At 53.3% G+C, this 21,800-nt stretch carries 20 protein-coding genes and 1 tRNA gene; 10 read left to right on the top strand and 11 right to left on the bottom strand.

All coding sequences use genetic code 11. The annotated features are described in order from the left end of the window. Positions 1 to 12: 12 nt before the first annotated feature. The 3 genes from feoB to ACKXF9_RS02700 all read left to right on the top strand — a co-directional run bounded on the left by feoB (position 13) and on the right by ACKXF9_RS02700 (position 3,812). Positions 13 to 2,358, top strand: a complete 2,346-nt coding sequence (gene feoB, locus ACKXF9_RS02690) for a ferrous iron transport protein B (RefSeq protein WP_418265221.1) — start codon at positions 13 to 15, stop codon at positions 2,356 to 2,358. Between the two features lie 241 nt (positions 2,359 to 2,599). Beyond that, positions 2,600 to 3,034 (top strand): MarR family transcriptional regulator, encoded by a 435-nt coding sequence (locus ACKXF9_RS02695; RefSeq protein WP_339394474.1) that lies wholly within the window; start codon positions 2,600 to 2,602, stop codon positions 3,032 to 3,034. A gap of 1 nt (position 3,035) precedes the next feature. Further along, positions 3,036 to 3,812, top strand: coding sequence for a sulfite exporter TauE/SafE family protein (locus ACKXF9_RS02700; protein WP_249237675.1), 777 nt, complete (start codon positions 3,036 to 3,038; stop codon positions 3,810 to 3,812). A 308-nt stretch (positions 3,813 to 4,120) separates the two neighbouring features. Here ACKXF9_RS02700 and tig read toward each other — a convergent pair whose 3' ends face one another. Both tig and ACKXF9_RS02710 read right to left on the bottom strand, forming a co-directional pair. Next, positions 4,121 to 5,428, bottom strand: coding sequence for a trigger factor (gene tig, locus ACKXF9_RS02705; RefSeq protein WP_418265222.1), 1,308 nt, complete (start codon positions 5,426 to 5,428; stop codon positions 4,121 to 4,123). A 122-nt stretch (positions 5,429 to 5,550) separates the two neighbouring features. Further along, positions 5,551 to 5,874, bottom strand: a complete 324-nt coding sequence (locus tag ACKXF9_RS02710) for a hypothetical protein (protein WP_348584182.1) — start codon at positions 5,872 to 5,874, stop codon at positions 5,551 to 5,553. Between the two features lie 21 nt (positions 5,875 to 5,895). Between ACKXF9_RS02710 and ACKXF9_RS02715 the strand changes: the two genes are divergently transcribed. Next, positions 5,896 to 5,972 (top strand) — tRNA-Arg (locus tag ACKXF9_RS02715). Positions 5,973 to 6,122: 150 nt separating this feature from the next. On the opposite strand, the gene ACKXF9_RS02720 is transcribed toward ACKXF9_RS02715, so the two are convergent. The 5 genes from ACKXF9_RS02720 to ACKXF9_RS02740 all read right to left on the bottom strand — a co-directional run bounded on the left by ACKXF9_RS02720 (position 6,123) and on the right by ACKXF9_RS02740 (position 11,002). Beyond that, positions 6,123 to 7,511: a site-specific integrase gene (locus tag ACKXF9_RS02720; protein WP_418265223.1), complete on the bottom strand. Its 1,389-nt coding sequence runs from the start codon at positions 7,509 to 7,511 to the stop codon at positions 6,123 to 6,125. Between the two features lie 15 nt (positions 7,512 to 7,526). Beyond that, on the bottom strand, positions 7,527 to 7,820 hold the full coding sequence (locus tag ACKXF9_RS02725; protein ID WP_081028473.1) for a helix-turn-helix domain-containing protein: 294 nt from the start codon (positions 7,818 to 7,820) through the stop codon (positions 7,527 to 7,529). A gap of 24 nt (positions 7,821 to 7,844) precedes the next feature. Next, positions 7,845 to 8,819 carry a MobV family relaxase gene (gene mobV, locus ACKXF9_RS02730; protein ID WP_418265224.1) on the bottom strand — a complete coding sequence of 325 codons (975 nt, stop codon included), beginning with the start codon at positions 8,817 to 8,819 and terminating at the stop codon, positions 7,845 to 7,847. Positions 8,820 to 9,009: 190 nt separating this feature from the next. Then, complete coding sequence (locus ACKXF9_RS02735; protein WP_418265225.1) at positions 9,010 to 10,326, bottom strand: DNA primase family protein; 1,317 nt, start codon at positions 10,324 to 10,326, stop codon at positions 9,010 to 9,012. Positions 10,327 to 10,399: 73 nt separating this feature from the next. Next, positions 10,400 to 11,002, bottom strand: coding sequence for a CHC2 zinc finger domain-containing protein (locus ACKXF9_RS02740; RefSeq protein ID WP_418265226.1), 603 nt, complete (start codon positions 11,000 to 11,002; stop codon positions 10,400 to 10,402). A 446-nt stretch (positions 11,003 to 11,448) separates the two neighbouring features. On the opposite strand from ACKXF9_RS02740, the gene ACKXF9_RS02745 reads away from it, so the two are divergent. After that, a complete protein-coding gene (locus tag ACKXF9_RS02745; protein WP_418265227.1) occupies positions 11,449 to 12,264 on the top strand; it encodes a helix-turn-helix domain-containing protein in 816 nt (271 codons plus the stop codon). Here the strand turns inward: ACKXF9_RS02745 and ACKXF9_RS02750 are convergent, their stop codons facing one another. From ACKXF9_RS02750 to dcm (ACKXF9_RS02760), 3 genes are all read right to left on the bottom strand, one after another. Continuing rightward, positions 12,265 to 12,924: a hypothetical protein gene (locus ACKXF9_RS02750; RefSeq protein WP_418265228.1), complete on the bottom strand. Its 660-nt coding sequence runs from the start codon at positions 12,922 to 12,924 to the stop codon at positions 12,265 to 12,267. A 368-nt stretch (positions 12,925 to 13,292) separates the two neighbouring features. Then, positions 13,293 to 14,531 (bottom strand): DNA (cytosine-5-)-methyltransferase, encoded by a 1,239-nt coding sequence (dcm, locus tag ACKXF9_RS02755; RefSeq protein ID WP_418265229.1) that lies wholly within the window; start codon positions 14,529 to 14,531, stop codon positions 13,293 to 13,295. A gap of 70 nt (positions 14,532 to 14,601) precedes the next feature. Further along, the gene (gene dcm / locus ACKXF9_RS02760) at positions 14,602 to 15,840 is read right to left on the bottom strand and encodes a DNA (cytosine-5-)-methyltransferase (RefSeq protein ID WP_208936266.1); all 1,239 of its coding nucleotides are present in this window, start codon (positions 15,838 to 15,840) and stop codon (positions 14,602 to 14,604) included. Positions 15,841 to 16,026: 186 nt separating this feature from the next. Here dcm (ACKXF9_RS02760) and ACKXF9_RS02765 point away from each other — a divergent pair, with 186 nt between their 5' ends. The 5 genes from ACKXF9_RS02765 (at position 16,027) to ACKXF9_RS02785 (ending at position 20,539) form a co-directional block, all read left to right on the top strand. Then, complete coding sequence (locus ACKXF9_RS02765) at positions 16,027 to 17,379, top strand: Sau3AI family type II restriction endonuclease (RefSeq protein WP_418265230.1); 1,353 nt, start codon at positions 16,027 to 16,029, stop codon at positions 17,377 to 17,379. A gap of 3 nt (positions 17,380 to 17,382) precedes the next feature. Beyond that, the gene (locus ACKXF9_RS02770; protein WP_176933793.1) at positions 17,383 to 18,207 is read left to right on the top strand and encodes a hypothetical protein; all 825 of its coding nucleotides are present in this window, start codon (positions 17,383 to 17,385) and stop codon (positions 18,205 to 18,207) included. Then, positions 18,207 to 18,674 carry a very short patch repair endonuclease gene (locus ACKXF9_RS02775; protein ID WP_015537121.1) on the top strand — a complete coding sequence of 156 codons (468 nt, stop codon included), beginning with the start codon at positions 18,207 to 18,209 and terminating at the stop codon, positions 18,672 to 18,674. Before ACKXF9_RS02770 ends, ACKXF9_RS02775 begins: the two co-directional genes overlap by 1 nt. Then, positions 18,667 to 19,647, top strand: coding sequence for a Shedu immune nuclease family protein (locus tag ACKXF9_RS02780; RefSeq protein WP_015537122.1), 981 nt, complete (start codon positions 18,667 to 18,669; stop codon positions 19,645 to 19,647). Before ACKXF9_RS02775 ends, ACKXF9_RS02780 begins: the two co-directional genes overlap by 8 nt. Positions 19,648 to 19,723: 76 nt before the next feature. After that, positions 19,724 to 20,539 carry an HNH endonuclease gene (locus ACKXF9_RS02785; protein ID WP_418265231.1) on the top strand — a complete coding sequence of 272 codons (816 nt, stop codon included), beginning with the start codon at positions 19,724 to 19,726 and terminating at the stop codon, positions 20,537 to 20,539. Positions 20,540 to 20,928: 389 nt separating this feature from the next. Here ACKXF9_RS02785 and ACKXF9_RS02790 read toward each other — a convergent pair whose 3' ends face one another. After that, entirely contained in the window at positions 20,929 to 21,177 is a 249-nt protein-coding gene (locus ACKXF9_RS02790) for a DUF6061 family protein (RefSeq protein WP_418265232.1), read from the bottom strand. Positions 21,178 to 21,800 lie beyond the last annotated feature (623 nt).

Consider the following 21,800-nt stretch of genomic DNA (forward strand, 5'->3'; position numbering starts at 1 on the left):
AAGGTCGATCTTATGACATTAAAAGAATTGCAGATCGGAAAAAGCGCTGTTGTGGATACCGTCGGCGGCAGCGGCGCACTGCGCCAGCATTTTCTGGATATGGGCCTGATCCCGGGGGCAGAGGTCACGCTGGTCAAGCTGGCTCCTATGGGCGACCCCATGGAGCTGCGCATCCATGGCTACGAGCTGACCCTCCGGCTGGACGATGCCGCGCAGATCGGCATCACCCCCACCGAAAAGGCCCCGGCAATATCGGCGGCTCCGGCAGATGATAAAATGGTGGATCACCCCGGCCTTGGCGAGGGCGGCAAATACCACATCAAAAAGGGGGAGAATCCCCTGCCCGAGGGCAAGACCCTCACCTTTGCGCTGGCGGGCAACCAGAACTGCGGCAAGACCACCCTGTTCAACCAGCTCACCGGCTCCAACCAGCATGTGGGCAACTTCCCGGGCGTGACGGTGGACCGCAAGAGCGGTGCCATCAAGGACCACCCGGAGACCGAAGTCACCGACCTGCCGGGCATCTACTCCATGTCCCCCTATTCCAGCGAGGAGATCGTCACCCGGCAGTTCATCATCGGTGAAAAGCCCACCGGCATCATCAACATCGTGGATGCCACCAACATCGAGCGCAACCTCTACCTGACCATGCAGCTCATGGAGCTGGACACCCCCATGGTGCTAGCGCTGAACATGATGGACGAGGTGCGCGGCAACGGCGGCACGGTGCGCATCAACAAGATGGAGGCCATGCTGGGCATCCCGGTCATCCCCATCTCTGCTGCCAAGAATGAGGGCGTGGATGAGCTGGTAGACCATGCCGTTCATGTGGCAAAGTATCAGGAGCGGCCCGGCCGCATGGATTTCTGCAGTGAGGACGACCACGGCGGCGCGGTGCACCGCTGCATCCACGGCATCATCCACCTGATCGAGGACCACGCTAAGGCGGCGGGCATTCCGGTGCGGTTTGCCGCCACCAAGCTGGTGGAGGGCGACCAGCGCATTGAGGAAGCCCTGAAGCTGGATCAGAACGAAAAAGAGATGATCGAGCATATCATCGTGCAGATGGAGCAGGAGCGCGGGCTGGACCGCGCCGCCGCCATTGCGGATATGCGGTTCTCCTTCATTCAGGAGCTGGTGGCCAAGACGGTGGTCAAGCCCCACGAAAGCAAAGAGCAGCTGCGCTCCAACCGCATCGACAAATTCCTCACCGGCAAGTACACCGCCATCCCGGCCTTCATCGCCATCATGGGTCTGGTGTTCTTCCTCACCTTCAATGTCATCGGCCTGTTCTTCCAGAACCTGATGGAAACGGGCATTAACGCCCTGACCGGCATCGTGGACACGGCGCTTACCAACTGGAACGTCAACGCGGCGGTGCACTCCCTGCTCATCGACGGCGTCTTTACCGGCGTGGGCAGCGTGCTGAGCTTTCTGCCCATCATCGTGGTGCTGTTCTTCTTCCTCTCCATGCTGGAGGATACCGGTTACATGGCCCGCGTGGCTTTTGTGATGGATAAGCTGCTGCGCCGCATCGGCCTTTCGGGCCGCAGCATCGTGCCCATGCTCATCGGCTTTGGCTGCACGGTGCCCGGCGTCATGGCAAGCCGCACTCTGCCCTCGGAGCGGGACCGCAAAATGACCATCCTGCTCACCCCGTTCATGAGCTGCTCGGCAAAGCTGCCCATCTACAGCCTGTTTGCGGCGGCCTTCTTCCCGCAGTATGCAGGCCTTGTGATGGTGCTGCTGTACTTTACCGGCATCGCGGTGGGCGTGCTGGCGGCACTGCTGCTCAAGAGCACGGTGTTCAAGGGTGAGGCGGTGCCCTTTGTCATGGAGCTGCCCAACTACCGCCTGCCCGGCCTGAAGAACGTGGCACAGCTGCTGTGGGAAAAGGCCCGGGACTTCTTGCAGAAGGCCTTCACGGTGATCTTTGCCGCTACCATCGTCATCTGGTTTTTGCAGAACTTTGACCTGCAGCTGCGGCTGACCGCCGACCCGCAGGCCAGCATCCTTGCCCGCATTGCGGGCGACATCGCCCCGCTGTTCGGGCCTTTGGGCTTTGCGGACTGGCGCATCTCCACCGCCCTCATCACCGGCTTTATGGCAAAGGAGAGCGTGGTGTCCTCGCTGCTCATCCTCTTTGGCTCCGAAGCTGCCCTGTCGGCGGCCCTCACCCCGGCGCAGGCGGCTCCCCTGCTGGTGTTCTGCCTGCTGTACACCCCCTGCATCGCGGCGGTGGCCTCGGTCAAGCGGGAGCTGGGCAACAAGTGGGCGGGCATCATGGTGGTGAACCAGTGCGCCGTGGCATGGCTGTGTGCTTTGCTGGTGCGTCTGGCGGCAGTGGCGCTGTTCTGAGAAAAACGATTGGAATGCGCTCCGCGCTGCTCTGCGCATATTCAGCGGAAAAATTACTTATACTTATAATAGAGCAATGCCGGGCGGTCTGCGGACCGCCCGGCATTGCATTTTCACGGGTGGGGTCGTGGAGGAAAACAGCGGCTGCCGCGCTGGTTCTCTTTTTCTCTTGACATCTCCCCTCTTCTGCACTATAATACTTCAAAAATGAATCATTCAAAGATGAAAGGATAGACCTGCTGTGAACCCGAATATCGAATTTTCCATCAAGACCGCGCAGGCGTACAATGCCGTCTGCAAGCCGCTGTGTCAGGAGCTTGGCCTGTCGCAGACGGCGCTGGATATCCTGTTGTTTCTCGCCAACAACCCGGACTATAAAACGGCCCGGGACATCGTGGAGGTGCGGCATATCAAGGCGAACCTCGTCTCCATGAATGTGGACAAGCTGGTGCAGGAGGGCTATCTGGAACGCTATGCCGTGGCCAGCGACCGCCGCAAAACAAAGCTGCTCTGCACCGGCAAGGCAGACCCGATCATCCGCCGGGGCCGTGCCGTGCAGAACGCCTTTTTCAAGCGCCTGCTGGACCATGTGGAGCCAGCCGATCAGGAGGTCTTTTTCCGGACCATGGAGCTGATCGGGAAAAATCTGGACGAAATCTTAAAGGAGAACGCATAAAATGAGCGTGTTGTTTACGGTTCTTGTCACCTTTTTTGCCGGCATGGGGGCCGGCCTTGGCACCGGCTTTGCCGGTATGAGCGCGGCGGCGGTCATCAGCCCCATGCTCATCACCTTCCTGCACATGGACCCCTATATGGCGGTGGGCATTGCCCTGTCGTCAGATGTGCTGGCCAGCGCGGTGTCCGCCTATACCTACCACAAAAACAAGAATCTGGATCTCAAAAACGGCCTGATCATGATGGCCAGCGTGCTGGTGTTCACGGTGGTGGGCAGCTGGGTGGCCAGCAGAGTACCCTCTGCCACCATGGGCGGCTTCTCGGTGTTCATGACCTTCCTGCTGGGCGTCAAGTTTATTGTGCGCCCGGTAATGACCACCAAGGAAGCCATGCAGGGCGTCAGCGCAAAAAAGCGTGCGGTCCAGTCGGTGGTGTGCGGAATGCTCATCGGTTTCATCTGCGGCTTTATCGGCGCGGGCGGCGGCATGATGATGCTGCTCATCCTCACCAGCGTGCTGGGTTACGAGCTGAAGACCGCCGTGGGCACCAGCGTGTTCATCATGACCTTCACGGCCCTGACCGGTGCGGTCTCCCACTTCATGATCGGCGGCACGCCCGACTGGCTGGTGTGGATCCTGTGCGTGGTGTTCACCCTGCTGTGGGCACGCATTGCGGCGGTGTTTGCCAATAAGGCTGAACCTAAGACCCTGAACCGCGCCACCGGCGTCGTGCTGGTGGTGCTGGGCGTGGTCATCATGGGCTTCAACCTCTTGACTTGAAAAACTCCCCCAGTCGCCTACGGCGACAGCCCCCTCAAAGAGGGAGCCTTTCGCGTCGGAAAAGCTTCCGGCTCAGGTGCAAAACTTTCGGTTTCGCCAGAGCCTCCCTCATTGAGGAAGGTGGCAAACCCGCAGGGTTTGACGGAAGGAGTTCGTCCTGACCAGCAAATGCTGTTTTCCTCCACGACCTTTCCCGTGAAAACGCAATGCCGGGCGGTCCGCAGACCGCCCGGCATTGCTCTGTTATAAATGATTTTTCCGCTGAATATGCGCAGAGCGAAGCGGCGCGCATTCCAGATCGTCAGCGCTTACTTGCTCTCTGCCTTGTCCTCGATGGTGGAGTGCTCGATCACCCAGTCGGCAGCCTTGCGGATGCCCTCGTTGCGGCGCATGGCAGGGATGTTGGAGTTGGCCTTGACCTCGTCCAGCGTCTTTTTGGAGCGCTCTGCACGTTCGGCCAGAGTCTTTTCGATCTCTTCCTCGGTGGGCAGCAGGTTCTCCTGCTGTGCGATCTGCAGCAGAGCCATGTGCACGCGGGAGGTCTTTTCGGCAGAAGAACGGACCTTGGCGGTAAAGCTCTCGCGGGTCTCGTGGATCTGGCTCAGGTAGCGGTCCAGACTCAGGCGCTGCATCTGCAGCTGCTGCTGGATCTGCTCCATCTGCTGCTGGTAAGTGGTCTCCACCAGCACGCTGGGCAGTTCGCCCTCGGAAGCATCGGCCAGCTGGGTCAGGATCTGATCCTTGGCGCGGTTCAGCGCAGCGGCATGCTTGCCGTCGTGCAGCTGCTGGCGGACCTGCGCACGCAGCTGGTCCATGGTGTCCAGATTGGCCACCTTCTTGGCAAAATCGCTGTTCAGGGCCGGGATCTGGCGCACGCAGACGTCGATCAGCTTGACCTTGAACACCACCGGCTTGCCGGCCAGATCCTTTGCGTGGTAGCGGTTGGGGAAGGTAACAAAGATCTCGAACTCCTCGCCTGCCTTGTGGCCCAGAATGCCCTCCTCAAAGCCAGGGATCATGCGGCCGCTGCCCAGCTGAACGGCCTGATTCTGTGCGGTGCCGCCCTGGAAGGGCTTGCCCTCCAGCAGGCCCTCGTAATCGATATGTACGATGTTGCCCTTCACGGCAGGGCCCTTGTGAGGCACCAGCTCTGCGGCAGCCGCGCGGTGGCGCTCCAGCACATTGTCGATCTCCTTGTCGGACACCTCAGGGGTAACGCACTCAGACACAAAACCGGTGGTCTTGGTCAGATTCAGTTCAGGCTGCAGAGCAACCGTGGCAGTGGCCACAAAGCCCTCGTCCTTTTTCACGCTCACCAGATCGTATACGGGATCGGCAACAGCCACAAAGCCGTGCTCTGCCATCGCAGCATCGTACAGTGCGGGCACGTCCTTGTCCATCAGATCGTTGATGGCGTCGTACCAGAAGGTGTGTTCGCCGCGATCAGCCTCGATCTGTGCACGGTCAGCTTCGCCCTTTTTGAAGCCCCGGATCGTATAAGAGGCGCGGGTGCGCTCATAAACGGCATTGGATGCAGCTTCCAGCTCTTCCGGGCTGGCGCTGAAGGTCATTTTGCAGACACTCTTTTCAGGAGTTTCCACGCTTACCAGTTTCATAGGATCTACCCTCCGTGGTGTCTCGCTGCAGAGAAAACCCGGCGGCCCGGCGCCTGATCGACGCCCGCCGCAAAGTTCCTGTACCCCTGCACGGACACAGATTAAAACATATAGTAAGGTTATTATAACACAAGAATGACAAAAGCGATACAAGAAAAATCATAAAAAATGCTGGTTTTGCGCTTTGAACGGCTTTTTGCCGGAAAAGTGCGCAGACCCTGCGGGCGCAAAGCGTCTGCCGCAGGATGCCCATATAAGAGGAACAGAACAAAAATACCGAAACGGAGCCCTGCTGTGCAGGCGGCGGGCAGAAAGCGCGGCGATGGACGCAAAAGGAAGCCTGTGAAAAATGCCGTGCACACGCGTGAAAAACGATCGTGGTCAAAAAGAATAAAAATAATTGCAAAAAAGTGTTGACAAAACCATGACCGAGTGATAAAATACATCTTGTTCCGGACGGAACGTATGCGTTGGTAGCTCAGCTGGATAGAGTGACTGACTACGAATCAGTAGGCCGGGGGTTCGAGTCCCTTCCATCGCACCAGAAAATGCCGTGAAATCGAAAGATTTCATGGCTTTTTTGTTTTGTAAGCCATGGCTGCACGATTTCTGCACGGTTTTTGCACGGTCGGTGTTTTCCATGTCCGATTATGTAGGGCGCTGTATTGCTTTGCAATCAGTGCCCTTTTTTGCATCAGGTGAGCAGTGCTAAGCGGAGTTTTGCCTTCATTTCCGGGTCGGCATCCTTCAGCAATTCCAAAAGAGCCGTCATGGAGATGGTAGGTTCGCCTGCGGCGGGTACAGCCTGCGGGCTGGAGGTGTCGGGCTTGGCATAGAAGCCGCTTTCAAACTTCTTGCCCAGCTCTACACGGGAGGACTGCTGGATATGGGCGTAGGTGTTCACCAGCATATCCGCACTGGCGTGACCAGTGGTCCCCTGCACCGCCTTGATGTCGCCGCCGGAGATCATTAACTGGTAGGTGGCACTGGAATGGCGCAGACCGTGGAACACGATGCGAGGAAACTCCGGGTGTGTGTCCTGCCATTTCAGGAACTTCTTGCGGATGAGCACCGGCTCTACCGCCAGACCGTTGGGGAGCCGCAGCAGCATCCCGCTGTTGCGGTATCGTTCCGGGTCGAGGGTTTCTTCCCGTTTCAGCCGTTCCAGCCACTGCTTCAGCTCCTCCCGCAAGGCAGCGGTCATAAAGATGGTGCGGCAGGAGGCTTCCGTCTTTGTGTCCTTCAGGATAAGGGAGGTCTTGCTGCCCTCCAGCTTGTCCGGGAAGATACGGAGGATGCAGCCCTTGTCCACCTGCGCCAGCGTGTCCTTCTGCACCCGCTGCATGGAACGGTTGACGGTGAAGGTGCCCATGCCGTTGGCAGCATCAAAGTCGATGTCCTCCGGGGTCAGACCTGCCACCTCCCCTTCCCGCAGCGCACCCACCAGCGTCAGGTGCACCGCCAGATGCAGGATGGGGTCCTCCATGCTGTCCAGCGCTGCCCGCATCTCCTCCACCTCCCAGATGCTGCGCTCTTGGGTGGTCTTTTTGGGCGCTTCCACCGGGACGGGGCTTTTGATGAGGATGCCCCACTCCACCGCCAGCAGAAAGGAATTGTGCAGCAGTTGGTGGACCTCATGGAGGGTAGTGCCGGAGAGGGTGCGCTTTTGCTGCTTGGGCGAGAGGTCTCGCCGCTTGCCGCCCACATACTGACCGCAGGGGGTCTTGCTCAGGGTGTCGTACAGGGCTTCGATGTGGTAGGGACGCAGCTTCTGCATCTGCATCTCCCCGATATAGGGGATGATGAGATTCTGGATGAGGGCCAGATTGGACTGGTAGGTCTTGGGTGCCCACTTGTGCTTGCTGCACTGCTTGGGTAGCCAGTCCATGAGGAACTCTGCCACCGTCACGGTGGACGGGATCAGGAAATTGCCGGTCGCCAGTTCATGCTCGATCTGCTTCTGGCGTTTCACCGCCTCCTCTTTGGTGGGAAAGCTCTCCCATTTGTCGCAGCTCTTGCCGTGCTCGTCCTGATAGGTGTAGCGGACGCTGTAAGAACTGCCGCGTTTCGTGATATATGCCATAGATTTGCCTCCTTATCAAGCTGCCCGGTAGAGCCACGCATCGAAGCTGTCTTTCGGGATGCGGATGCTTCCGCCTGCCCGCAGGACACGGAACTCGGTGGTGCTGTTGCACAGGTTGTAGGCGGCACGCTGGCTGATGGCCAGCATCTGCGCGACCTCCTTTACCGTGTACACCAGCTTAGTGGTCTCAGGGCTGTTGGTCGGAGACTTAACGGCATTGGTTCGAGTGACCACCTCCATTGTAGCCGGATCAGAGTCCGACTGCAAGAACTTTTTCGTATAATCAGAAGATTTCACATGCTCGTACATTTTATTACACATAGGCATTGCTCCTTACTTATCGTGGCGCATCGCAGGCTCCTGCGTGCGGTTCTCATAGAATCGAATGACCTCCGGCGGGATGCTGTCCAGCGTTTTCAGGGCGGCTTCATAGTCCTGCCGCAGCTTGGCATCCTCCAGACGCTTCAAGACGCTCCCTTCCTTCGCTTTGTCCAGCGAGGCGGAGAGCGTCTTGTTCTTCTCTTTCAGTTTTTCGTTTTCGGCGGCGGTCTCCGTAAAGGCGACCTGATAGCGGTTCAGTTCGGTGCGCATTTTGGACACTGCCGGGATATAGCTGTCCAGCACCTTGCTGATCTCCGCCGCACGGCTCTTGCCGTTGAAGGGGTTGATACCCACCAGCAGGGCATCCAACTGCTCCTTCTGCTTGGTCAGCTGGGTCATCTCCTTGAAGATGCGGGGCTGGATGTGCTCCCGCCCGGTCTGGCTGGCGTTTTCACCCCGTTCCAGCTCCGGGTACTGCTTGACCATGTGCTGCCAGAACTCGTCCTGCCACTTCACAAGGTTCTTGCGGTTGCCGATGATCTCCTTGGCGCTCAGCCGTCCGTCAGCAGTCAGGGGCACGAAGCAGAGGTGCAGGTGGGGCGTTTTCTCGTCCATGTGGACAACAGCAGAGAGGAAGGTATCCGGGCACTGTCTGCCCTCCAAAAATTTCAGGGCGTACGCAAAGTACGCCCTGATCTCCCGGTTGGTCTTATCCTTGAAAAACTCCGGGCTGGCGGTGACGAGAGCTTCCACCACCCGCACGCTGTCCTTGCGGACACGGCAGTGGGCGGCAGCTATCATACGGTCGGCTTCTTCCCGGTACCTGCCCTGCGGCTGCACCAGATGGAGGTTGTAGCGGCTCCGGTCCGTGTCGATATCCGGGTTGCTGGCGTACTGCTCCTTGGTGCGCTCGTTGTGGGCTTCGATGGGGCTGATGGCAGGCCCCTTGTACTTTTTGAACCTTAAAATGCCGTATTGGGCTTTCATAGATCACGCTCCTTCTTGGGGTGTACAAAAAATCTGTACGGACTTCAAATAACCTGTACGGTTCGTACGACGTACGGAAATGCGAAATATAAACGATAACACGTTTTAAAACGCTTTAATTCGCCGTACAGATGCGTACAAGTACAGACCGTACAGGTTGTACGAACTTCTTCTGTGAAAAATGCACTTTTTACGGGCAGGGGTGGACAAGCGGCTCGATGCCTACAAAACCCCGCACCCTGCGGCCACCGGGCAGATAGATGTTGTTGGTGGCTTCAAGGTTATAGCGGCGGTCGTTCTGTCGCAGTTCTGCGCTGAAACGAATCGCCGATACGCTGTGGCAGGCGTTGTCCTCGCACCACTGCTTGTAAATGTCGTAGAAATCCTTGGAGCTGATGGAGTAGTCCGCCTTGAAGCGGAAATAGCCCTCGGACTCCATGAAGTCGATGACATTGTTGCTGCTGCGCTTGATGGTGTCCACGTTGGCAGCGGCTCGTTCGCTGACCGTGAAACGGAAATCGTTCTGCACCAGCCGATGCAGCCCTTCCAGACACCAGAGCAGGATGCCCTCCAACTCGGCGCACATCTTCTCCACAAGGAAGGGGTCATCCGTGCGGTCGGCAGGCTTGTCCTTAGTGGTCAGGATAAGCTGGCGGCGAAAGAAACCGTCCGAATGGTCGTACAGCGAGGTCAGCGCACCGTTGCCGAAGCAGAGGAACCGGGCGTAGATGTCCCGCTGGTAGCTCTGGACACCCTTGCGCTCCAAGTCCAGCTTGGCCTCGGCGGTCACGATGGTCTTGATATAATTCGTCTTGGGCAGGGCGTTCATATCCATATCATCATCGATCATCAGCAGGCGGCGTTCCAGATCGGCGCGGGCAAAACGGTTGTTCTCCACTTTCTGGACGCTGCCGTTGCTGGCGGCATCTCCCATGAGCCGTTTCAGCACCAGCCCGATGCGGGACTTGCCCTCGCCGCCCTTGCCGACAATGAGCATCATCTTCTGTCCCTTGGTGCTGGGGATCAGGCAGTAGCCCAGATACTCCTGCAAGGTGGGGATGTCGGCATCGTCCAGCAGCTCGTGCAGAAAGGTCAGCCAGCGGTCAGGGCTGGCGGCTTTGGGGTCATACCTCACAGGCAGGTGGTTCTGGCAGAACAGGCGGCTCTCCTGAAAAGAGCCGTCCGGCAGATGGTACACGCCGTTCTGGAGGTGGATGCAGTCCTGTTCGATGGGGAACGGGTCGGAAAAAGCCAGCAGCTTGATGGTCTCCAGAATGTTGGTGACCTTTTTGGACAGGCCGGAGGTGACATATTCCTCGATGTTCTCCAAGATGCGCTGCTTGATCTCGCTTTCGTCCTCTACCGGGCCGTCCAGCGTGTACAGTGTGCCGTTGACGCATTTCAGCGGCCACTGTTCCAGAAAGGCACGGCCAAACTGGACTTCATCGATCTTCTTGCCGTTGTACCAGTCCGGCCATAAGGGGTTGCGGGAAATGTTTTTCTTCATAGGGTGGCTCTCCTTTAGAAAAGTGAAGTGGCGGGTCTCACGGTGAGACCTACCACTTCAGGTGAATAAATTATCAGGCGCACTTCGCCAGAGCAAGGCGGTCGGTGCGCTCCTCCAGCATCAGCAGGTACGACCCGGACAGCAGCTGTGCGGCGGCAGCGGCCTTCTGCTGGGGCGTCCCAAATGCAACGCAGTCCGTCAGGTGCTCGATGGTCTCGGTCATGTGGAGGGCTTCCACGAACCGCTCGTCCAGCGGTTCTTCCGGGCTGGCGGGCTTGTAACGCTCTCGCCAGTCGTGCAGCAGGTCGAGATAATCGGTCAGCACCCGCAGGCAGTAGGCGATGTCTGCCCACTGCTCGTCCGTCAGGCCACGCTTGGGCGGCGGCAGGGCGATGGCATTGGCGGGCGGCTTGTCCGGGTCAAGCCCGAAGTCACTTGCGAGCTTCTCGGCGGCTTGCCAGGGGTTCAGGTCAAACAGCTTGGCGGTGAGGTCGATGGCATCTCCATTGGCCCCACAGCCAAAACAGTAATAATAGGTGTCGTTCAGCTTCATGCTGGGGTCGCTGTCAGAATGGAACGGACAGCACACCATGCCATGGCGGTCGGGCTTCATGCCGTACATCTCTCCCACCTGCCGAACGGTGATGGCGGACTTGATCTTTTGATATAAACTCAAAATTTCTCCTTTGGTCAAAGGTTTTGGCACGGATCGTTTTGATCCCTGCCACGTTCAAAGTCACCGGGGTCCCCCAAATGGGAACTTCGGTGAAGCCGGTCTCCCTTGCTGCCTCCCGACAGGAAATCTTTTTGGACTCTGTGTCGGCCCTATGCAGGGCGCTCGCTCCCCCGATGGGAGGTCTTGGCGGTCTGGGCAGTTCGGACGGTCATTCTGTTGTCAAGGTTCGGTTATATGATTCGGGAGGGCTTTTACGGGAAGCCCTTAATATGTTCGCTGCTGGGGAGTGATATGTTTTCCTTCTGTCTATAGGATAGCACCTCCATGGCTGCTGTGCCGTATATCCATAATGTCGGAAAACAGGTGCAGAAACTGCAAAATTCCACGCTTATGGACAGGAACCGCCGGAAGTGGTATACTGTGCAAAAAACATCGGAGGTGCGACCATGAACATCAAGCTGACACTGGGAGAACGGCTCAAAGACCTGCGTGTGGAGCGGAGTCTGAAGCTGGAAACGCTGGCAGAGCAGACGGGTCTGTCCAAATCGGCATTGTCGAAATATGAGAGCGACGATGTGACCGACCTCAGCATTTATGCGGTGACAACACTGGCTGAGTTCTATGGCGTGACCACGGATTACCTGCTGGGTGTGACGGAAAACAAAAAACGCCCAGATGCAGTCCTTTCGGACTTGCATCTGAGCGATGGCGCAGTGGACGTATTAAGGAATGGAAAATTCAATCATCGGCTGCTGTGCGAGCTGATCGTGCATGAGAATTTCCAGCGGTTCATGACCGATCTGGAAATCTATGTGGATGGACATGTCAGCGCAAACATTCAAAACCTCAATGCCGGTCTGGAAGCGACCCGGCAAATGCTGAAAAAGAAGTATGCAGCAGATGAAAACGATCTGTACATGAGCACCTTGAAGTTGGGGCAGATTGATGAAGATGAGTACTTTGGCAGGGTTTTGTATGATGAGCTGGTGGCTATCCTGAAAAACATCAAGACGGAACACCGCAAGGACAAGACCACTTCGGATGGTGCGATGGTCGATAACCTGATGAAGGAACTGGAGGATGCACAGAAACTTGAAGGGTCTGCGGATGAAAAGAAGATCCGAACGGCATTGAAGGCAATCGGCATCAACTACGATAAGCTGACAGAAGATGAAAGAAAGCTGATAAAGAAGATTCTTTATAAAACGGCAATGCTGAAACCGGGGACACTTGCAGGCAACCGGGGCAAGCACAGACGCTGATCATTTGCCCTGCGCCTGATACCATTCATTGAAGTAACGGTCGCCTGCGTCTGCGTCACTGCCGGGAGTACTCTGCGATTTCAAGAATGCGTTGTATAGAGAACTGTACCCTCGCAAGGGTGTGATCTCCTGCACATCCTTGATGTTGCGATACTGCAGAACTTCGAACTCGTTGCGGTAATTCAGATACGCGATGATTTTATCGGCTTTGATTGTGGCCTGATAAACATGGACAGGCAGTTGGTAAAGGAAATTATTACGACGTGCGAACCACTCTGCAACATCGTAAGAGAGTGACCACGAGAGCGAGAGAGGCGCGCGGCTGATGTCGCTGCTAGAGCCACGGTAGATCGTAAAAGTATCGAGATCGCGTACGCTTTCCGGCAGGGCATCGCGCCAATTTTCAGGGCGGATGATCCTTGCCCGGCGAACGTATTTCCGAATAATGGGAGAATGGTCGCCGTGGTTGTCGTAATGCTCCAAGGCAAAACGGCACTTGGCCTCCAACGGCATAAAATCCTCGCAAACATATAGCAGATCTTCCATCATTCGAGCATCGTAGAACGAAGAACGCTCAAAGGTATCCCAGTCTTGGTCGTGGGCGGCTTGAACCGCTTTTTGGAACTGGGCATCAAGATAGGGGTCGTTCCGATAGATCATAACACGAGTCGCCTCCTTGTCGTTTTGATGGGGTGGATGGGCTATGAAAAAATAATACTACAAAAACTATGGGATGCATAGCCTTTGCAAGAAATATTCTTCGAAGAAACGACAAAGAGTGCTACTAATACAGGGCGGGAGAACGTACACCATTGGTTCCTCTGCAAGCCTGCGCTGGGTGGGCAAAGACCGTCAACTGCCACGCCCATCCGCGCATCCTTCTGCCACAGAACAGGTGCTTGCCGGAACCTCTCGCAGCCCCTTTTCCGCGTCAGCCGGAACCAAGGTGTAACACACTAGACTTTGCGGGCAAAGTCGTGTGCCAAAGGGGTGCTGCGGCCCCTTTGGAAACCCAAGAGAAACGCCCATCAACTGCACTGCTCGTCCTCGGCCAGTGCGCTGATCCGCTTGCCCATGGCCTTGACCAGCGGAACGACGAGCGCATTCCCCATGGTGAAATAGCGCAGTCGTTCCGGCATCCCGGCTGTCCAATCATCCGGGAAGCCGTTGAGTCGTTCGCATTCGATGGGCGTTAGCGTACGCAGACGTTGGGTCCGTGGGTCTGCGACTACATGGGTGCTGCGGGAAACGGAGCCTTCGCTGGTGAGCATCGTGCGGGCAGGAAGGTCGGAACGATCGGGGAATGCCATAGAGCCTTCCGAAAAGAAATAAGTAGAACCGTTCCTGCGGTGGTGGGTCTCCTGCTTTGCGCCCTTGAGATACCGCCAGTGGTCGATGTCGGCAGCAGAGAGGAAATATCGCTCTGCAAGTGGGGTGGTCTCCAACACGGAGCGGAGCGGCTTATATGGGAATTGAAGAGGGATACTCTCGACGGAATAGAAGCGGCCGTTGACCATAAGCCCGGAGGCATAGAAGTGGCAGGATTGTGCGGCAGACAGATCCTTCAGATCGAGGTAGCGAAACTCATCGAGCCATCCCTCGCTGTATTTCCGTTCAAAGCCATACAAGGGAAAGATGGGGGCAAAGAAGCCGTCCTGCAGGAGCAACTGATGGGCACCCTTCAGACCCTCCACACAGATGAGCTCCGCCGCTTTTCGGAACAGGGCGGTATCGTTTCGGAAGGCAAAGAGAAAGGTGCGCCGCCTGCGCTGTGCTTCGCCATAGTCGGCGGCATTTATCACCCGCCATTCAACGGCATAGCCTGCTTCATAGAAGCACCGCAGGATGATGGAAAAATCACGCCCTTTTTGCCATGCCGGAGATTTGATGAGCCGGTCTACGTTTTCCAAAAGGACATAGCGAGGCTTGTGTGCCCGTAGGATAGCGTTGATCTCCCACCAAAGAACGCCCTTCTTCCCTTCTATCCCTCGTGCGCCCTTTTTGGCGATGGAGTAATCCTGACAGGGAAAGCCACCGACCAAAAGGTCGTGTGGAGGAATGTTTCCTTTGGCGGTCACGATGTCCTGACAAACGTGTTCTGTGCGATGCCCGAAATGCCGTTCGTAGCACTCGAAAGCAAATTGGGAACGCATGGATGGTTCCCACTGATTCGCCCAGACAGTCTGAAAGCAGGAGGAAGCCTGCTCCAGCCCAAGGCGAAAGCCGCCGACCCCGGCGAAAAGCTCAACAACACGGATATTCTCCATGATAGGGCACCTCTTGATCGTGGCGAAAAAGCATAAAAACCAAGGCTGACTAAGCAGCCTTGGTTTTTTGTTATAAGATATCCAGTAATTGCTTGCCCATTTGGGTGATGAGCGGAACGACAAGGGCATTGCCCATGATGAAGTAACGCTGACGCTTCGGCATCCCAGTGTCGGTCCAGCCCGTCGGGAAACCGTTCATGCGTTCGCACTCCTCCGGCAGCAGGATGCGTAACTTCCCTGTTTTAGGGTCGATGATCGCATGGGAGCTGCGGTTCTTGGTGCCCTCACTGGTGAGCATCGTACGACCGGGACGGTCGAGAGGGTCTGGGAACGCAATGGGACCTTCGGAAAAGGTGTAGGAGTAGCCGGTCTTGGAAGTGCGCTCGATGGTCTTGGCACCCTTCATGTACTTCCACTTTTCCAGATCCTCATCCTCGATGAAGAAGCTTTTGTCGATATCGCCGTTGACAACGATATCGCCGAGCAGCATCGGTTCCTTACCGTTCGGAACGGCTTCCAGAGAGAAGATCTTACCGTTGCACAGCACACCGCTGTTGTAGAAAGCGGCTCTGAAACGGTTCGTTACGTCAACGGTGTCGGTATATTCATTGAAATCGACGGTGGTCACTTTCTTAGGGTCTGCGACCTCAGAATGCACCGGGAATGCATGGGCAAAGAAGCCCTCCTGCATCAGCCAGACACGACCGTCCTTTGTGTCCGCAGAGAAACACGAGGTCATACGCTCATATTGCTTGGTGGTGTTCTTGAATGCAAAGATGAAGGTGCGCCGTCTGCGCTGGACGCAGCCATAGTCTGCGGCATTGATCACACGCCATTCGATGCCATAGCCTTCTTCCTGTAGGCATTTCAGGATGATGCCGAAATCACGGCCACGCTGGGATGCAGGAGACTTCAGCAGACGATCTACGTTTTCCAGCAGGACATAGTTCGGATGATTCTTCTGGATGATTTGATAGATAGACCACCAGAGGACGCCTTTTTTGCCTTCGATGCCTTTGGCACCTGTGCTGGCAACGGAATAGTCCTGACATGGAAAACCGCCCACCAGAAGGTCGTGCGGCGGCACTTGATCGATAACAGTGGCGATGTCTGCGTTCACACAGTGGGAATCTTCGCCAAAGTTCTTGCTGTAGCACTTATAAGCCCATTGACCAGCTTGGCCGGGTTCCCATTGGTTTGCCCAAATCGTTTTGAATCTTTCGGAACAACGCTCTAATCCAACGCGGAAACCGCCAACGCCGGCAAATAGCTCGACAACACGGATATCGCTATTTGCTGACACTTTCATAACACCTCATTTTGTGATATACTTAGTAATAAGTATACAATTTTTCGTTAAAAAGATCAAGACTTTTTTGAAAGTTTTTATAGAAAGCCTTTCTTTTATATCGGTGGGCTTTCTATGGCTCGATATGATTATAGCAAAAATAGATAAAAAGATCAAGCTATTTTTTTGAGGAGGTCAAGAGGTGTGATGGAGCAGCGGAAGTACAAGACCAAGCAGGAAGTTCTCATTCGCGGACAGGAAGCGGTGGGTAAAACGCTGGGCGAGATCGACAAGACCGGGCGTATCGCCACAGGTAAAGGTGCAATCGGCACGGTGGTAGAAGAAAGCTGGTTCGGGTACAAGCCCAATAGCAAACCCGCCCCGGACTTTGAAGAAGCTGGCGTGGAGCTGAAAGTGACTCCCTATCGCCGGACACCTCGTGGCATTCAGGCCAAGGAGCGGTTGGTCTGCGATATGCTGAACTATGAAGAAGAATATGGCAAGACCTTCGCAACCAGTGCTTTCTGGACAAAGTGCGCCTGTATGCTCCTGATGTCCTATGAACACAAGGATGGTGTTCCAAAAGTCGATTTCACCATCGACAAGGCGGTGCTGTTCCAGTTTCCGGACGAAGATTTAGAGGTCATCCGTAATGACTGGAAGATCTTGATGGACAAGATCAAGGCAGGACAGGCACACCTGATCAGTGAGGGCGATACCATGTATCTGGCAGCGTGTCCGAAAGGCCGCAACTCGCAGGATACCCGGTCGCAGCAATTCAGCCCTATCCCGGCCATGAAGCGGGCGTACTCGCTGAAGTCCAGCTATATGACGCAGATCCTGCGGCGGTACATCTTCGGGGACGAACCCTGCGAGAAGATCATCAAAGACCCGGCAGCGTTAAGAACGACCAGCTTTGAGGACTGGTTCAGCGCAAAAGTCCGGCCTTATGTGGGAATGAGCAGGACGGAACTTAAGGCACGGCTGGGCGTAGAAACGAATGCCAAGAACCTCAACGAGCTTTTAGTGGCAGCGATGCTTGGCGTGAAAGGGCATCTGTCGAACACAGAGGAATTCCAAAAGGCAGGCATCCAACTCAAGACCATCGCCATTGAACCGAATGGCAGTATAAAAGAGAGTATGTCCTTCCCTGTGATGAACTTCTGTGCAATGATGAACGAAACATGGGAAGAGTCTGCGCTCTATGACCTTCTTGCACCGACCAAATTCCTGTTCATCATCTTCCAAAAGTCAAGGGACGGCGAGTGCTACTTTCAGAGGGTGAAATTCTGGAATATCCCGGCAGAGGATCTGGAAGAGGTGCATCATGTGTGGCAGCGTACGGTCGATACCCTGCGGGAGGGCGTTCACATCTGGAAAGATGCCAGCGGGCGGAATCGCAATAACTTGCCCAAGGCGTCGGAAAGCCGTGTGGCTCACGTTCGCCCCCATGGGCGGGATAGTACAGATACCGCGCCCCTGCCTACGGGTGGTTCTATGACGAAGCAGTGCTTCTGGCTGAACAATTCGTATGTAGCAAAACAAATTGGAAAGGAATAAAATATGCCGCCGATTTTAAACCAAGATATTCGAGAAAGAGTACGTACTACCATTTCTAAAAGAGCACCACAAAATACAACAAAACAGATAAAATTAGAAAATATTGAGAACTTCAATAATCTTTCAAGAGAAGGACTCGAAAACGGGAATATTGAAAGGCGAATACTATTATATGAAACGCATTCTCATGAAAAAGTATATATGCAATATCCCGGAATTGAGAGTAAAAGAAATGGGCAACGTAATTTTTTGTTAGACGCACGTCCGATTATACAAAAGTCTGACGGTGAGATTGTGCCAGATATGAATTTTGGTCGGATTTGGGATATCATCGACAGAATCGGACAAGGGCATCAAGCAAATCTCGATGTATTAGCTGTTCTTTTTTTAAGAATAGCATATATGATTGGATATCAACATAACGATACAGAATATTTGAGCGAAACCATAAATGTTATAACAGGCGAAGTAATCGAATCGAGCATGACACGCTTTTGTTGGAATTCACTTATTCTTGACCCGGATGTTGTAGAAACCCTTGGTGATAGTTTTGGATTGTTGGGAGGTGTTTCACTAGAAGGATTTTTATATTATAATGATTTGCTTGCCCAAAATGAGGATTGCAAATATTCATATTTGAAAGGACAGCAGTGGGATTTTAAGTCCGGAAGAATCAATAATTGTCTTTCGCATTTGACGGTTATAGCGCATATGCAGGGACATATGGGAATTTCAGAACTGATCAATAAGTTTCAACACGGAGGTGTAGCACCACTGGCTCAAAATAAATTTAATGAAGTATGCGGTGATTTGGTGATACAAGAATAATGAAACATCCGAAATCATATGACACGACCCCGGAAACATCCAAGCGGATGTCTCGTGTCCACCTGAAGCAAGGAAAGGCGGAAGTGCTTTTGGCGAAGCGTCTGTGGCATCTGGGGTTTCGATATAGGCTAAACGATAAGCGTCTCCCCGGCTCTCCCGACATTGCCGTCCTGAGATATAATATCGCTATCTTCGTGGATGGTGAGTTTTGGCATGGGCAGAACTGGGAAGAACGCAAGCCGAGGCTGAAACGTAACCGGGAGTACTGGATAGCCAAAATCGAGGAGAATATCTCACGAGATATTCGGGATGATAAGGCTTTGCGAGCGCAAGACTGGTATGTTATCCACTTCTGGGAGAAAGAAGTGTTGAAAGATACGGATGGGTGCATTAATGCGATTCAGGAGTTGGTAGAACAAAGGATTGAGGAGAGGATGGATGAAGTAAAGGAGGAATATCATGAGTGAAATAAAAACATCGGCGAAGGGAGTCGATTATGCGGATCCGTGTACATTGCAGATAAAGAAAAGAGTATATTCACAGGCACTGCTTATGCGGATTCCACATGACCATACTGATGTGCAGGATATTTCATTGAAAATCGGACGGTATAATATTCCTTACGGCCTAGAAAGTAAAAAGCCTAAAAGCGAATTGACGCTGAATAATGAAGAACTTGATGCGTTGATTCGTTATATTTCTGAGAATTATAAACCACTGATGCTAGGGCAGGGAGAATATATAAATGTTTCGGAGGAAAGCGCAACCTTGGTCGAGAATTTTAAGCGGCTAATAGAAGGTCAAAGTGATACCGCGCGTATGCTGATTGAAAATGGGATTTTGTCGGATAATGTTTTTCTTGCGGCCAGTGTTATAAAAAAGCGCGACGCACTTATTGAACTTCGGGAAAAACTTCAGGAAGAACAGCCGGAAAGATACTGGCAAGAGTGGTTTACAAGGAATAAGTGGGTCCTAGGATCTGATTTTGCACAAATCATTGATGAGCGCGTGATTGATACAGAGAATATTGCGGATTACATTATGAAGTCATATGATGGCTTTGTTGATTTAGTAGAGATAAAGAAACCAAATGGGTTGCCGTTTTGGGCGAGTACAAAAGATCATGGCAATTATGTTCCATCGGCCGATTTGACTAAAGCTATAACGCAATGTCTCAATTATATTTATGCGATTGAATTAGAAGCGAACAGCACGAAATTTACGAGACGTATAGGAAGTAGAGTGATCAAACCACGTTGTATTTTGATTTTTGGACGGTCGTATGACTGGAATGATGAGCAACGAGAAGCGTATAGAATTCTGAATGCGGCGTATAATCAAGTGTCGATTTTGACGTATGACCACATTTCAGAGCGGGCGCAAAATGTGCTGGGAGCGGAGGCAATAGAAAGTGTAGGCGATGATTGGATGCAAGAATAAACTGCAAGCAAAAGACCTTTAGGCGCAAGGAAATGAGATATGCAAATAGAGGAAAATATATATGCGAAACATTGAGATGACATACCATGATGTCTATTATTACTGCAATATTATAGACAATCTGCTCTATTGCTTTACTTCTTCGATAGATTGGATTAGTACTGGTGCTCAATATACCGAGCCATTTTATGAAGAGAACAACGAAGATTTTTCCAAGTGGACTTCACTTCATGGCTTTTGTGATTTCGTAATACGCAGACTGCTATTTAAAGATGAACATGAGCAATTGGAAAAAATACAGGAAAGATATGATGAACTTGAAATTGCAAATAAAGAGGAACGGCTAAAAAGAGCGTTTAATGACAGTGGGAGCAAGGACTATAATTTGGAAGTAGATAATATCTTTAAGATATATAGGATACCACATGAACCATTCTTTTCATATTTGATAACACATGAAGTTGAATCTTTTGTAGACGCATACGACGATTTTACAATGTATGATGACGAATTAGACGATGCGATAGAACATTTATCAAGGGAACTTTTCTATATTCTTTTTCAGAATCGGATGTTTCTGTATAGATTTAATTCGTATATGGCAAACGCAAATCCAACGACTAGAAAACGGTGCTATATACCTAAATGGGTGAAAAATGCGGTAAGATATAGAGACCGAAATAGGTGCGTATGCTGCGGAAAAGATTTATCAGGCGGATGGGATTGTGAAGATGAAGAATCTGTACACTTTGACCATATGGTTTCGCTTTGTGCCGGTGGATTGAATGATTTATGTAATATTCAGCTTCTTTGTAGTAGCTGTAACATAAAAAAGTCTGATGGCTCGTATACAAGGCAGATATACAAAGACTGGTATGATTTTGAAGGATGAAAGCATAGAACTTAATTCTTATATGCTGACACTCTTGGATTTGCGCTGACTTTTACGCTGACATTTCGGGATTTACGCTGAAAATACGCTGACTTGGCATGGTTTACGCTGAATTTACGCTGAAAACGCGTAATCGCGCGAACAAAGCGCGAATAAATCCAGCTGACCGCGAATAAACTGCGAACCAAAATCGCACGGGCGTGCATTTTTCATGCGTGGGAAGGTGCGACGTGAAAGTGAGAATTTGCAAAAATAAACTGTAATACGATTGAATTTCGGAAAAGTGGAATCGCACGCTGGAATGCACGCGTGCAATGTTGCCTGAATAAAAGTCAGCGATAAAAACGCGCGCCGCGCGATTAGCGGTTTTGCTGCGCGTTTTCTAAGGCTCAATCTTCCAGCCTGCCGTGGTCACACCCCAGCGACAGATAATGCTCTATCTCCCCTCTCAGCACCATCTGGGTATACTCCAAGGGCTTGTTGTAGAGCAGCCAGTCCAGTTCTGCCCGCTGTGCCGGGGAGTTGCCGTATTCGTCCTCGACGGCGATGCAGTTAATGGCAAGAGTGGTGCCATCTGCGAACCGGGCTTCCACCCGGTTGGTGTCCATGTTGTAGCGGCAGGAAAGCAATTTTGTCATAATAGTATCCTCCAAGACTTGATTTTTGGTGTGCGGTCGCTCGAACCAATGCCGTCAAGTCGTTGTCGGATGAAGTGGATTTTAGTTTGTCTGGGAGTAAGTGCACGGTTTCTGCACGGTTTTTGCACGGTTTCAAAACGTGCAAAGGGTGCAAATCGTTGCAAAATCGGACAAAGGGTGCAGAAACTCCAAGCTCAAAACTTGCGATGTATCGCAGAGAAATAACGGTAAAACGTAACTTCCAAAAATTGAGGGAATCGCCCGGCGTGCGCTACGAATCAGTAGGCCGGGGGTTCGAGTCCCTTCCATCGCACCAAGAAAAACCAGTACACATTGTGTGCTGGTTTTTCTTTTTTGTTTGCGCGATGGAAGGGGCTCGAACAGGGCGGCGGCGCATAGCGCCGCAAGCAATCAGCCCAGTGCAACAACGACGACCGCAGCCTGCGGCTGAAACAGGGAGGAGTTGTTGGGGCCGCGTTCTGATTTTTCAAAGCCCTGCCAAGGGGCTGCGGAAAAATCAGCTAACGCAACCCGTTGCTGTTGCTTAGCCCGCGGGTTCCAACGCGTAGGAATGTCTACCGTGGAAGCTGTAAATCGAAAGATTTCATGGCTTTTTTGTTTTG

This window comes from Faecalibacterium sp. 9 (assembly GCF_048320955.1).
In the GTDB taxonomy this organism is placed as follows: domain Bacteria; phylum Bacillota; class Clostridia; order Oscillospirales; family Ruminococcaceae; genus Faecalibacterium; species Faecalibacterium wellingii.

What these genes read in the sequence shown, in the direction of transcription:
- feoB (WP_418265221.1), top strand. Translation starts at nt 13, where the DNA reads ATGACATTAAAAGAATTGCAGATCGGAAAAAGCGCTGTTGTGGATACC.
- ACKXF9_RS02700 (WP_249237675.1), top strand. Translation starts at nt 3,036, where the DNA reads ATGAGCGTGTTGTTTACGGTTCTTGTCACCTTTTTTGCCGGCATGGGG.
- tig (WP_418265222.1), bottom strand. Translation starts at nt 5,428, where the DNA reads ATGAAACTGGTAAGCGTGGAAACTCCTGAAAAGAGTGTCTGCAAAATG.
- ACKXF9_RS02710 (WP_348584182.1), bottom strand. Translation starts at nt 5,874, where the DNA reads ATGTATTTTATCACTCGGTCATGGTTTTGTCAACACTTTTTTGCAATT.
- ACKXF9_RS02720 (WP_418265223.1), bottom strand. Translation starts at nt 7,511, where the DNA reads ATGGCATATATCACGAAACGCGGCAGTTCTTACAGCGTCCGCTACACC.
- ACKXF9_RS02725 (WP_081028473.1), bottom strand. Translation starts at nt 7,820, where the DNA reads ATGTACGAGCATGTGAAATCTTCTGATTATACGAAAAAGTTCTTGCAG.
- mobV (WP_418265224.1), bottom strand. Translation starts at nt 8,819, where the DNA reads ATGAAAGCCCAATACGGCATTTTAAGGTTCAAAAAGTACAAGGGGCCT.
- ACKXF9_RS02735 (WP_418265225.1), bottom strand. Translation starts at nt 10,326, where the DNA reads ATGAAGAAAAACATTTCCCGCAACCCCTTATGGCCGGACTGGTACAAC.
- ACKXF9_RS02745 (WP_418265227.1), top strand. Translation starts at nt 11,449, where the DNA reads ATGAACATCAAGCTGACACTGGGAGAACGGCTCAAAGACCTGCGTGTG.
- ACKXF9_RS02750 (WP_418265228.1), bottom strand. Translation starts at nt 12,924, where the DNA reads ATGATCTATCGGAACGACCCCTATCTTGATGCCCAGTTCCAAAAAGCG.
- dcm (WP_418265229.1), bottom strand. Translation starts at nt 14,531, where the DNA reads ATGGAGAATATCCGTGTTGTTGAGCTTTTCGCCGGGGTCGGCGGCTTT.
- dcm (WP_208936266.1), bottom strand. Translation starts at nt 15,840, where the DNA reads ATGAAAGTGTCAGCAAATAGCGATATCCGTGTTGTCGAGCTATTTGCC.
- ACKXF9_RS02765 (WP_418265230.1), top strand. Translation starts at nt 16,027, where the DNA reads ATGGAGCAGCGGAAGTACAAGACCAAGCAGGAAGTTCTCATTCGCGGA.
- ACKXF9_RS02770 (WP_176933793.1), top strand. Translation starts at nt 17,383, where the DNA reads ATGCCGCCGATTTTAAACCAAGATATTCGAGAAAGAGTACGTACTACC.
- ACKXF9_RS02775 (WP_015537121.1), top strand. Translation starts at nt 18,207, where the DNA reads ATGAAACATCCGAAATCATATGACACGACCCCGGAAACATCCAAGCGG.
- ACKXF9_RS02780 (WP_015537122.1), top strand. Translation starts at nt 18,667, where the DNA reads ATGAGTGAAATAAAAACATCGGCGAAGGGAGTCGATTATGCGGATCCG.
- ACKXF9_RS02785 (WP_418265231.1), top strand. Translation starts at nt 19,724, where the DNA reads ATGACATACCATGATGTCTATTATTACTGCAATATTATAGACAATCTG.
- ACKXF9_RS02790 (WP_418265232.1), bottom strand. Translation starts at nt 21,177, where the DNA reads ATGACAAAATTGCTTTCCTGCCGCTACAACATGGACACCAACCGGGTG.